The organism is Elusimicrobiota bacterium (genome assembly GCA_041658405.1).
GTDB lineage: Bacteria > Elusimicrobiota > UBA5214 > JBBAAG01 > JBBAAG01 > JBBAAG01.
On sequence record JBBAAG010000020.1, the window covers coordinates 1 to 12,495 of the forward strand.

General features: G+C 43.0%; 11 protein-coding genes. 10 read left to right on the plus strand and 1 reads right to left on the minus strand.

Annotation, left to right across the window (positions count from 1 at the left end):
• The first annotated feature begins 60 nt into the window (after positions 1 to 60).
• The 5 genes from WC955_05305 to WC955_05325 all read left to right on the plus strand — a co-directional run bounded on the left by WC955_05305 (position 61) and on the right by WC955_05325 (position 6,207).
• Positions 61 to 237: a sulfurtransferase TusA family protein gene (locus tag WC955_05305; protein ID MFA5858464.1), complete on the plus strand. Its 177-nt coding sequence runs from the start codon at positions 61 to 63 to the stop codon at positions 235 to 237.
• A gap of 96 nt (positions 238 to 333) precedes the next feature.
• On the plus strand, positions 334 to 1,563 hold the full coding sequence (locus WC955_05310) for a TolC family protein (GenBank protein MFA5858465.1): 1,230 nt from the start codon (positions 334 to 336) through the stop codon (positions 1,561 to 1,563).
• Positions 1,560 to 2,639 carry an efflux RND transporter periplasmic adaptor subunit gene (locus WC955_05315; protein ID MFA5858466.1) on the plus strand — a complete coding sequence of 360 codons (1,080 nt, stop codon included), beginning with the start codon at positions 1,560 to 1,562 and terminating at the stop codon, positions 2,637 to 2,639. The genes WC955_05310 and WC955_05315 overlap by 4 nt, the downstream gene beginning before the upstream one ends.
• 11 nt (positions 2,640 to 2,650) lie before the next feature.
• Positions 2,651 to 5,911: a CusA/CzcA family heavy metal efflux RND transporter gene (locus tag WC955_05320; protein MFA5858467.1), complete on the plus strand. Its 3,261-nt coding sequence runs from the start codon at positions 2,651 to 2,653 to the stop codon at positions 5,909 to 5,911.
• Positions 5,912 to 5,937: 26 nt separating this feature from the next.
• Positions 5,938 to 6,207, plus strand: a complete 270-nt coding sequence (locus tag WC955_05325; GenBank protein ID MFA5858468.1) for a tyrosine-type recombinase/integrase — start codon at positions 5,938 to 5,940, stop codon at positions 6,205 to 6,207.
• Positions 6,208 to 6,265: 58 nt separating this feature from the next.
• Here the strand turns inward: WC955_05325 and WC955_05330 are convergent, their stop codons facing one another.
• Entirely contained in the window at positions 6,266 to 7,540 is a 1,275-nt protein-coding gene (locus WC955_05330; protein ID MFA5858469.1) for a paraquat-inducible protein A, read from the minus strand.
• 240 nt (positions 7,541 to 7,780) lie between these two features.
• On the opposite strand from WC955_05330, the gene WC955_05335 reads away from it, so the two are divergent.
• The 5 genes from WC955_05335 to WC955_05355 are packed head-to-tail and all read left to right on the plus strand — an operon-like array spanning position 7,781 to position 12,483.
• The gene (locus WC955_05335; protein ID MFA5858470.1) at positions 7,781 to 8,380 is read left to right on the plus strand and encodes a response regulator; all 600 of its coding nucleotides are present in this window, start codon (positions 7,781 to 7,783) and stop codon (positions 8,378 to 8,380) included.
• Positions 8,377 to 8,853 (plus strand): chemotaxis protein CheW, encoded by a 477-nt coding sequence (locus WC955_05340; GenBank protein MFA5858471.1) that lies wholly within the window; start codon positions 8,377 to 8,379, stop codon positions 8,851 to 8,853. The genes WC955_05335 and WC955_05340 overlap by 4 nt, the downstream gene beginning before the upstream one ends.
• 5 nt (positions 8,854 to 8,858) lie before the next feature.
• Positions 8,859 to 10,292, plus strand: a complete 1,434-nt coding sequence (locus WC955_05345; GenBank protein MFA5858472.1) for a CheR family methyltransferase — start codon at positions 8,859 to 8,861, stop codon at positions 10,290 to 10,292.
• Entirely contained in the window at positions 10,289 to 10,822 is a 534-nt protein-coding gene (locus WC955_05350) for a chemotaxis protein CheW (GenBank protein MFA5858473.1), read from the plus strand. Before WC955_05345 ends, WC955_05350 begins: the two co-directional genes overlap by 4 nt.
• Before the next feature lie 35 nt (positions 10,823 to 10,857).
• Positions 10,858 to 12,483: a methyl-accepting chemotaxis protein gene (locus tag WC955_05355; protein ID MFA5858474.1), complete on the plus strand. Its 1,626-nt coding sequence runs from the start codon at positions 10,858 to 10,860 to the stop codon at positions 12,481 to 12,483.
• The last annotated feature ends 12 nt before the right edge of the window (positions 12,484 to 12,495 follow it).

Genomic DNA, 12,495 nt, shown 5'->3' on the forward strand with positions numbered 1-12,495 from the left:
CCCTTCTAACACTATGAGAAACTTCGTTTCGCTGTCCCATTTACGATACCCCATACTTTTTTGCCTCCATTTTCCAGAGGCTTTATTCTACCAATTTCTGCTATAATCTTATATGGGAGCAGTATATGCCCGTTACCAATTATAAAAACAAAGCAGGAGGTTGAGAAACCTAACTTGGGCGAGGTTCTAGAATTTATCGCTGACGATCCCGGGGCAAAACAGGATATTCCCTCGTAGTATAACGCTAAAGAGAACGAGCTTCTGTCGACTGACTTTACTGATAAAGAGTACAAGTATTATGTTCGCAAGAAGTGATAGTCTAGGAAGGTGTTTATGAATAATATCATTAGAAAATATTTGTTTTCGACAGCACTACTGGTTCCCGTTTTCTTGACTGGTAGTACCGTATACGCGTCAACATCCACAATGCTTACTGATTTAATAGATAACGCGATAAACTCTAATTATGAAGTACAATCCACGAAAAAACGTGTGGACGCGCGTGTCACAGAAGAACAAGGCGCTGCGGTGTGGGATATCCCGTCAATAAACATGGAGTTGAGCGATAAAGATTTTGGCGTGAGTTTGTCCCAGGGAGTGCCGTTAACCAAGAAATATTATTACCGAAAAAGTATTGCGGGAATTGACACTGCAATGGCCAAAAACGAGTTCGAGAATGTTAAACGCGAGGTAATACTGAAAACAAAAGAGTTTTATTGGTCCTACTGGCTTGCCTACAAAAAAATGGGCGTGCTAAACGAACAACGCGGCCTCGCACAGAGGTACAAAGATATCGCGGAGGTACAGTATAGTTCGGGAAAAGTGCAAAAGTTTGACGTCCTGAAGTCGGTAAGCGCATTAGCGCAGGTACAAAGTATGTTTGACCTTGCACAACAGGAGGTTGCGTCATCGCAGTTAGAATTAAACTTACACCTCGCGCGTATGGCAGAAACACCAGTTGGCACACCTGCAACAGAACCGGGGGATACTATTACTACGGATCTTTCTTTGATACTCTATACTGCGTTTAACACGTTCCCGCAGTATAAAGTTAAGACGTACGACCTTCTCCGCGCGTCGTACACGTACGATCTTGCCCGCGCGGAATGGATACCCGACCTTATGCTCGGGGTAAAACAGTCCGCGATGTACGGCACTGCGGCGATGATACAAACCGGGATACCGTTTTTGTGGAATAAACAATCCGCAAGCGTTAAAGCGGCAAAGGAAAATATTGCGGTATCTGCGGTTGAGCTCGCGGGGGAAAGAAATGCGATGGAACGCGAAATTAAAATGTTATGGGCGCGATACACGGCGTTGAAGTTCGTCACTGAAACATACACGAATACTGTTATCCCAAATGACCGCCAGGCGTTATCCCTCACGGAGACGGGATATATTTCCGGGAAAAATATGTATTATGACCTTCTCGATAGCCAACAACGGTTTCTCGATAATGTCGTTGAGTATTACACGTACCTCCACGAACTGCAGATGGTATTCGCAAAAATTGAGTATTATACTGGTACCGATATCCAAACCTTACAAGGAGATGAAGAATGAACAAAAATGTTAAAATAATTATTATTGGAGTAATAATAGCGGTGGTAGCTGTTTTTAGCGCGGTGTATGTCATACAACGTTTCTCTCACAATAATAACCACGCGAAGGACGGGTCCGCTGTAAAGTATCACTGCCCTATGCATCCTAGTTATATATCCGACAAACTCGGCAGTTGCCCGATCTGCGGGATGACTTTAGTGCCAATGGAACCAAGTACCGGTACGTCAAACACGTCGGAAGTATCGGGCCAATCTGTGGTAACGTTAACACCGGAACAGGAACGAATGGTAAACCTTAAAACCGTACCCGCAAAATACCGGAGGATAGCGTTAACCTTACGTGCGACGGGCAAGGTTGCGCATGATACCGAACTTTATAACGCTATTATTGAATACCAAAATTCGTTGAAGGATTATGATAACCTCAAGAAAACGACTGTCGGCGGGGATACAATCAAGTCTATGGAGTCAATGATAGAGTCTGGAAAGTTAAAACTTAAACACATGGGGTTATCCGACGCGCAGGTGGATAACATAAAAAAAGATACACCTTACCCGACAAACCTTATTATGTCATCCGAAATGACGCACAATGAAAACACAAATGTGTGGGTATACCTCCAAATATACGAGTACGATGCGGGAAAGGTTAAGGAAGGGCAGCGGGTGGCAGTAGAAGCCGTGGCATTACCCGGGGAAAAGTTTGACGGTACAATCAAGTCGGTAGACCGTTATCTTGACGATAAAACACGGACGCTGCGCGTACGCGCAGAAGTTAATGATACCACCGACGCGCTTAAACCCGAGATGTTTGTCAACGCGGATATTTACGTCGACCTTGGGACAAAACTTGCGGTGCCCGAAGATTGTGTTGTCGATTCCGGGAGACGCAAAATTGTGTTTATCAAACTTTCCAGCGGAAAATACGCACCGAAAGAGGTTATCACCGGGAATAATGCGGATGGGTATTACGAAATAATATCGGGTATCAACTCCGGAGACGAAGTGGTTGCCTCCGCAAATTTTTTGTTGGATTCCGAGTCTAAACTTAACTCCGCGATTAACGCTGCGCAATAAGGCGGGTTTGTATGCTAGAAAAAATTGTTGAGTTTTCAGCAAAGAATAAATTTCTTGTAATACTTTTGACATTAGTAATGATGGCTTTTGCGGTATATGCTATCAGGAACATACCATTAGACGCAATACCGGACCTTTCTGATACACAGGTAATCGTGTATTCGCGTTGGGACCGCAGCCCAGATATCGTTGAGGACCAGGTGACCTACCCTATAGTCTCAAGCTTGCTGGGCATGCCGAAGGTTAAAGCCGTACGGGGATTTTCCGATTTCGGATTTTCCTATGTTTACGTAATATTTCAGGACGGTACCGACATCTATTGGGCGCGTTCGCGCGTGCTTGAGTATTTGAGTAAAACCCTGCCGCGGTTGCCTTCCGGGGTAACGACTGAACTCGGACCCGACGCTACCGGCGTTGGGTGGGTATACCAATATGCGTTAGTGGATAAGTCCGGGAAATCGTCACCCTCAGAACTTAGAAGCCTGCAGGATTGGTTTCTTAAATACCAACTCCAGTCTGTCCCCGGCGTTGCGGAAGTCGCTGCTGTCGGAGGATACCAAAAACAGTACCAAATAGTCGTGAACCCATCATTACTTACGGGATACAATGTTTCAATATTCGACGTTATCGATGCGGTACGTAAAAACAATAATGATGTCGGTGGACGGATGATCGAGCTCGCAGGGACGGAGTACATGATCCGCGGGCGCGGGTATGCAAAAACGATGGAAGATATCGAAGGAATCGGGCTCGGGAAATCCGTTGACGGTACGCAGTTGACTATCCGCAACGTTGCAACGGTACAAATCGGGCCGGACATTCGCCGGGGTATTGCTGATCTCGACGGGCAAGGAGATACCGTCGGCGGAATCATTATTATGCGGCACGGTGAGAACGCGTTAAACGTTATCACGCGGGTAAAGAGTAAGATAAAAGAGCTCCTGCCATCCTTACCGCCGGGAGTGACGATTGTTAGTACTTACGACCGGTCAGAACTTATCCTTCGCGCAATTGATACCTTAAAGCATCAGTTAGTAGAAGAAATGATTATTGTAAGTATCGTAATACTTGTTTTTCTCTGGCACTTTCCTTCAGCAATAGTGCCGATAATCACTATACCAATCAGCGTATTCCTGACGTTTATACCATTGTTTGGATTAAAGCTTACAACAAACATTATGAGTTTGTCCGGTATTGCGATCTCAATCGGCATACTCGTTGACGGTGCGATTATTGAAGTGGAAAACGCGTATAAAAGAATGCAGGAGTGGCTCGATAACGGGCGAAAGGGCGACTTCCACGAAGTGAGAATACAGGCGATGAAAGAAGTGGTACCGTCCGTCTTTTTTTCGTTGCTCGTGATTGCGGTTTCATTCCTTCCTGTCTTCACGCTACTCGACCAAGAAGGGCGGTTGTTCAAACCTTTAGCAGTAAGCAAAACGTTAGCAATGGCAATCGCTGCTATACTTGCGATAACGCTTGACCCGGCAATACGGTTGATGTTTACCCGGGTGGACCCCGTTAACTTCAAACCGGTATGGTTTTCAAACATTTTTAATGCGTTTATCGTAGGAAAGTATCATGCTGAAGAACATCATCCCGTAAGCGCAATGCTACAAAAAGTGTACGAGCCGGTATGCCGGTGGGCGTTAAAAAACCGTATTATGGTGGTACTCGTTGCTGCTATTCTTGTTATACTCACCATTCCGGTATATATCCGGTTGGGTACCGAGTTTATGCCGCCGTTGAACGAAGGCGCGATACTTTACATGCCAACGACGTTGCCCGGGATATCTGTGACTGAAGCGAGTAAGTTGTTACAAACACAGGATCAAATCCTTAAATCTTTCCCCGAAGTCGAGCGCGTGTTCGGAAAAGCCGGCCGCGCAGATACTTCAACAGACCCCGCGCCGTTTTCTATGATGGAGACCACTGTTGTGTTAAAACCTGAGAACAAGTGGCGGAAACTTAAACGCTGGTATACGTGGATACCAAACCCGGTACGGCAGGTGTTCACACCATTTTGGCCGGAACATATTACCTGGGATGAGCTCGTGAACGAGATGGATAGCAAAATGAAGTTTCCCGGAGTAACCAACGCGTGGACAATGCCGATTAAAGCGAGGATAGATATGCTTACTACCGGCGTACGCACGCCTGTGGGGATAAAAATTTTTGGTAGCGATAGCAGCATAATCGAGTCTATCGGCGCAGATATAGAATCCGCGATAAAAACCGTCCCAGGAACGAGAAGCGTTTTTGCGGAACGCGTTACTGGCGGGTACTTCATCGATTTTGTGATTAACCGCGAACAGGCGGCGCGGTACAACCTTTCCATCGACGATATAGAAACCGTTATAATGACAGCTATTGGCGGTGAAAATGTTACTACCACCATCGAAGGTCGTGCGCGGTATTCTGTCAATATCCGTTACCCGCGTGAGCTACGGGATAATTTAACGCAGCTTCAACGCGTACTCGTACCTACACCCGACGGTATCCAAGTTCCACTTGCGCAGGTGGCGGATATAAAAACGGTTACCGGGCCCGCGATGATACGCAACGAAAACGGCTTACTCGCTGGGTACGTTTATGTCGATCTCATAGGACGCGATGTTGGGAAATACGTCGAGGATGCAAAGAAAAAAGTTGCCGCAACAGTAAAATTACCGACCGGATATTCCTTGAACTGGAGTGGTCAATACGAAAATATTGTGCGGGTAAATCAGCGGTTAAAAGTTGTTGTACCAATAACGCTGTTTCTGATCTTCCTCCTTCTTTACATGAACACTAAGTCGTGGGTGAAAACTGGGATTGTGTTATTAGCCGTACCATTTTCGTTAATCGGCGCAGTGTGGTTGCTATTTATACTGGGATACAACATTTCGATTGCCGTGTGGGTTGGGATGATAGCGTTGATGGGGTTGGACGCAGAGACCGGCGTGTTTATGCTGTTATTCCTCGACATGGCGTATCAAGACGCGGTGAAAAATGACAGAATGAACAACACTGCCGATCTCACAAACGCGGTGATCCACGGTGCGGTACGGAGAATTCGCCCGAAGATGATGACAGTTACTGCAATATTTGTAGGGTTATTACCCATAATGTGGTCTACCGGTACAGGTGCTGATGTTATGAAACGTATCGCCGCGCCTATGATTGGCGGGGTATTCACAAGCTTTGCGCTTGAACTTTTGGTTTACCCAGTGGTTTATTCTTTGTGGAAACAAAAAACGTTGAAGAAACATTACAGTTTTGACTTAGTTTAGCATTAAAGTTTAACCCAGCAGCGGGAATAAATAATTTTAAATTTCACGATCTCCGTTATACGTTTGCCAGTCATTTGGTTATGTCAGGTGTAGACCTGTATACCGTAAAAGAACTTATGGGGCATAAAACTATAGAAATAACCATGAGATATGCTCATTCAGCGCCAAACTATGGGTCACTTCCTGAGAATCTCGAATTCACGTCTTACGTGCTGTTTTTAGGACAGAACTTGTTCCCGATAAAATCAAATAAACACGACAGGATTGTTTTAAAGCAGCGTAGGAATGCGTTCTAAAAGGCGATGAGAATTGACAAAACCTTTTTAGTGAGTAACCTATGGATTCTTGCACCACCTACGCCTGAGGATGGGTTCTGGTTAGGTATCCTGATAAAAATAATGCTAATAGAGTGTATGTCAAAAACAAATAATATCCCGGCTGAAGAGAAGTGCCATTCGTAGTTAAGATCATAAGTTCCTGGCCTGCAGAGCTTAATTCACTGAGCTGGCTGGTAATAATCCCGTCAAATCCAATATATGCCATAAATATGGCAACCACCATGACATCGGCCATAGACCATTTTCCTGATTTTAAGACAAAAAACTTGATCACCGGGTTCTCCCTTGCGTTGTGATAATTGTAATAATATACCAGTGACGATGCTATTTTTAATAGGGGGAAAAAAATACTGAAGGTCATAATCAAGGCCCCGACTAATTTCATCAGAATACCCTTTTGCATAATCATGATCCAAAATATGTCTAAAATACTTTTGCTTTGGAAATACAATACTTGGTTCTCAAAATGAATAGGATGCCCCGTCAACACAAACCTAATATGTGAAATTTTTGCTTCTATATTAATCATGGGCGTGGTTACGCCGGCTATCAGCAGTATAAGAAGAGACATAACAAGGAGTATGTACTGTGAGGTGGCCAAAGGTTGCTTGCTAAAACCAGGTAAAGCAAAAAGTATAACCGACAGAATGATCAACAGAATAGTCGACTTAAAAATAAGGCTATGTTTAATCGAAATTGCTTTATCAATCTTGGCCTTCGCGCTTTCGATATCTTTAGAATCAGTATTAAGAAGGATGCGGCTTAGTTGAGATGTGTCCTGTGTACTATTGGTTTGGTCAAAATAATGTTTAAGCTGTTTGTTCAGCAAGGTTTTTATCTGGCCTTTTGTTTTTAATTTCGTAATCTCATGAATGATGGTATCCGCATATTCAGGAACACCTTTTTTTATGTCTTCCAGGCTGATAAAAATATTTACAAAAGCTTGTTTTACCCAACCCTCAACTGAGCCTGAGTTTCCTTCCCTGATTTTCTTGCCGACTTGATCAATAAAGGTATTCAACATAACTTCGATATGTTTTCGGAGTTCCTGCTCATTCGTCCTTGATAAATCCAGATTATTGATCTTCTCGACTATAATTACGGAAATTTGTCGTTTCCATTCTTCAACACTTAAAAGGCCGTATTTGATATGGTTGAGTTCAGCATAATCGTTATTGTTCTTTTGGTTGGAAATTGAAGTTGAAATAATTTGATGGCATAAAATAACCGATGCCATGATGATTATTAAGGATAAGATTAAATTGAGCAGTTTCACAGTAGTGGCCTTCATAAACTCTCCCCGTTTGTTCACCTTCGCTATATTTTTGTTAATTAAATTATACTATATGTCTTGTCCTGTGTTACACGCGTTTTAACTCAGATACACTGCGTTTAACAAAACATACGCGTTTGTAGATTTAATTGTTGTGTGTGATACGCCCTATTGACAAGGATATGTAATTATGTTATACTAAAACAACTAAAACAACTAAAACAACTAAAACAACTAATGGGAGGATTAGAAGAAGCTATGAGCAAGACAGCGTTCACGACGCATCATATAAGCAAAATCTGCGGTGTTACTATGCCGACCGTTATTAACTGGATAGAACAGGGACAACTTCCCGCGTATAAAACGCTTGGCGGACACCGAAGAGTGAAACAAGATGACCTGATAGAATTCCTTAAAAAAAACAAGTTTCCTCTTCCGGATGAACTTGCTAAAGAATGGAGTTGCCGGATTCTTATAGTTGACGATGAAAAAGGTATGATTAACTTAATAACCCGGCTAATCAAAAAGAGCCGTCCGGATTGTATCTTGAGTTCTGCGATGGACGGATTTGAAGCCGGAAGGCAAGTTGTATCTTTTAAGCCGGACATAGTAATACTTGATTTAAAACTACCCGGGATTGACGGGTTTGAAGTATGCAGAAAATTAAAATTTGACCCACAGACAAAACATATAAAAATTTTGGCAATAACAGAACATCATTCAGAAGAAACAAAGAAAAAAATCCCAAGCTACGGAGCAGACGCCTATTTATCAAAACCGTTTGATAATAAAGAGTTTATTATGCGTTTAAATAATTTAGGAGTATCTCCAGAAGAACGCCGGAGGATTTCCGTTTGAACACTTGCTTAAAAGGACTACGGGATATCGTTATATTTTCATTAGATGAGCCGCGGTACGCCCTGCCGCTTTCCTCTGTAGAAAGGGTAGTCCGGATAGTGGAAATCACCCCTCTGCCGAAAGCGCCTGATATCGTTATAGGCGTGATAAATATGCAGGGGCAGGTTATACCTGTGATAAATGTACGACGCAGGTTCCATCTGCCGGAACGAGAAATACGGCTTGAAGACCAGCTTATAATTGCCAGGACAGCCAAACGGCTGGTGGCTCTTGTGGCTGATTCGGTAAGCGGTGTCCATAAACTTGAAGAACGAGAGTTGGTAATTGCCAAACAAGACCTTCCGTATGCCGGATATATTGAAGGCGTGGTAAAACTGGAACAGGGATTGTTTCTAATCTGTGACCTGGACCAGTTTCTTTCACTTGAAGAAGAGAAGTCGTTGGAGACAGCGCTCTCAGAAAAGACACAATAAAGAATATGTTTTCCGATAGTAGAATGTTGCAATTAAGCGAATTTGTCGCATCCAGGATGGGTTTACACTTCCCTCGTGAAAGATGGGGTGATCTTGAACGCAATATTGTGCCTGCGGCTAAAGAATTTGATTTTCCTGATACCGAAGCTTTTATTCAGTGGCTGATGAAATCTACGGTAAGCATGGAGCATCTGGAAATCCTGACAAGTCATCTTACTGTAAATGAAACATATTTTTGGCGTGAACCAGAAGTCTTTAATGCCTTGATAGAAAAGATTCTGCCGGAAATAATTCGTTCAAAGACAAAGGATGAAAAACGCCTGAGAATCTGGAGCGCCGGCTGCTCGACTGGTGAAGAACCATATTCGATTGCTATCGCGCTGCACAAAGCTATACCTGAAATAAAAGACTGGAATATAACAATTCTTGCCACAGATATCAATCCAAGAATCCTGAGAAAAGCTGCCGCCGGAGTATACGGGGAGTGGTCCTTCCGTAATGCACCTGCATGGCTTAAGGAAAGATATTTCTGCTGCAATATAGATGGGAAGTATGAGATTAATTCTGATATTAAGAAAATGGTTGTTTTTGCCTATCTGAACCTGGCAGAAGACATTTATCCTACCCCTGTGAATAATACAAATGCAATGGATATAATATTCTGTCGGAATGTGTTGATGTATTTTGTCCCAAACCGCGGTAGACAAGTAGCGCATAATCTTTACAAATCGCTGGTGGACGGCGGATATTTTATGGTAAGCGCATGCGAACTTTCGCAGATTCAGTTCCCGCAATTCAGCTCGGTGAACTTTCCGGGGGCAATTGTTTATAAAAAAGACACACGGGGTTTTGTTCAACCGAAATTAGAAGATAATTATTTGCCTGAAATTGAGTTTGCTCAACCGGAGATATTTGCTTCCACCACCCTGCCGGAAGATGACAAAACCGAATTACAAAAGGATACATATAAGGAAGCGTTAGGTCTTTATGCGCAGGGACAGTATGCACAGACAGTCAAAACGCTGGAAGAAATCCCAAACATTTCTGCTACGCTTGCTGTTCGGGCGCTTGCAAATGAGGGAAAGCTTTCGGAAGCGCTATGTTTATGTGAAAAAGCGATTATAAAAGAAAAACTGAATCCAATACTGCATTATCTTCGGGCAGCTATACTGCAGGAGCAAAATAGCGAAGATGGAGCGATAGCTTCGCTTAAGCGGGCGCTGTATCTTGACCCGAACCTGATTCTGGCCCATTTTACGCTCGGCAATCTTATGTTAAGGCAGGGAAATATTCAGAATACAAAAAAATGTTTTAGAAATGCTCTTTCTCTTTTGGACGCATTAAAACAAGATGACATTCTACCTGAATCAGACGGACTGACAGCAGGCAGGTTCAGGGAAATAGTCAATGCCACTATGCAGGCAGGAGTACCGCTATGAACCAGGACAAAGATGAATTAATACGTTCAATACTCAAAACCCGGGCGAGAGCGCTTGCAAAAGAACCGGAAAAAACGGGTGTCAACCGTCAATTTCTAGACGTTATCGAATTCCGCCTAGCTTCAGAAACATACGGAGTGGAATCAAAGTATATACGGGAAGTGTATCCGCTCAAGGATTTCACGCCTTTACCTGGCACTCCTTCCTTTGTACTGGGCCTGGCAAACGTGCGCGGGCAGATATTATCGGTAATTGATTTAAAAAAGTTTTTTAATATTCCGGCAAAAGGGCTGGGTGAACTCAACAAAATAATCATTGTTCGAAACGAACTTATGGAGTTCGGCATATTGGCGGATGCCATAACAGGTACCCACAGGGTTATGCTTGAAGATATTCAGGAATCTCCGCCCACAGTTTCGGGAATCGGGGCGGATTACCTAAAAGGGGTTACAAAAGAACTGATGGCTGTTCTTGATACGGAAAAAATACTGAATGACCCGAAAATTATTGTCAATCAGCATGAAAAATGAGTGAATATTTTAAAAATAAAAGGGAGGAATATGTTATGTTTGAAAACATGAAAGTAGGTATACGGCTGGGGCTGGGTTTCGGTGTTATTTTTGTCTTTATGATAGCAGTAATCCTGTTTGGGCTAACTACGACAAAAAAGGTTTTCTTCGGGATTGAAAGGATTGTTGAAGTTGAGAATGTCAGTACATTTCTGGCCAATGAAATGATAGATGATATAAGAGAATATTCGATCAACATACGCGGTGTCCTGCTGGATAGAGTCAAAAAAAACCAAGAAGAAAAACTTAAGCTTATTGATGGGCTGTGGAAGCATTACTATGAGTGTCTCGATAAATATGAAAAATCGATCACAAAGGAAGAGACAAAAGCATTTGACATAGTATCCCAAATAAAGGTTGTTCAAGATGATTCAAAACGATTATACAATAGCCTTATTAATATGGTTCAAGCGGATAAATATAGTGAAGCTATTGATTTAGAAAATAAGGAATTACGACTTATAAATCGTCAATGGATCAATCATTTAGACGAACTGATAAGACTTGAAAGGGAAGTAACCGCACTCAACTTTGAAAATGCGAAAAAGCAATATGCCAGTTCGTTTTTAGTGATGATTTTGTTAGGGTCAGTAACCCTTGTACTGGGTATTCTAATAGCTGTGCTACTGACTATGAGTATAACAAAACCTTTGAAGCTTGTTACGGATATGATTACTTCAAAAGATTTGACAATGGATTTTTCCGCTTACAAAACAAGCAGGAGTGAATTCGGTGTAATGATACAGTCCTTCAGTGAAATGGTTGCAATGATTAGAAACCAGATGAAGGAGATCCTAGAGGGCGTGAATTTACTTACAACCACTTCCAGTGAAATACTTGTTTCAACAACCCAGGTCGCCACAGGCGCTGCTGAAAACGTTGTTGCAATCAATGAAACTACGACTACGGTGGAAGAAGTAAAGCAGGCGGCGCAGCTTTCTTCACAGAAAGCAAAAGGCGTATCAGAAAGCTCACAGAAGCTTGCAAATGTTTCACAAACAGGACAGAAATCTGTTGAAGAAACAACCGCGGAAATAAACCGGATCCGGGTTCAGATGGAATCCATCGCGAAAACCATTGTTTCATTGAGCGAACAGAGCCAGTCCATAGGAGGCATTATCGCATCAGTTACGGACATAGCGGACCAGTCAAACCTGCTTGCCGTTAATGCGGGCATAGAAGCCGCAAGGGCCGGAGAACAGGGTAAGGGTTTTGCCGTTGTTGCGCAGGAAATAAGAAGCCTGGCTGAGCAGTCAAAACAGGCGACTACAGAAGTCCGAAGAATATTAAACGATGTGCAGAAATCGACAAATGTAGCGGTGATGGTAACGGAACAGGGAAGCAAAGCCGTAGAATCGGGAGTCAAGCAGGCGATGCAGGCCGGGGAAGTAATTAAAGCGCTGACCGATGCCACGCAGGAAGCAGTACAAGCGGCAATGCAGATTGTGGCTTCAAGCAATCAGCAAGTCGTCGGGATGGATCAGATTGGGAAAGCGATGGAGAGTATAAACCAATCAGCATCTGAAAATGCGACAAGTATCAAGCAGACGGAAACCGCGGCTAAAAATATCAACGAACTGGGACAAAAATTAAAGCAAATGGTTTCTCAGTATAAAATATAGGGGTGGTGTTTT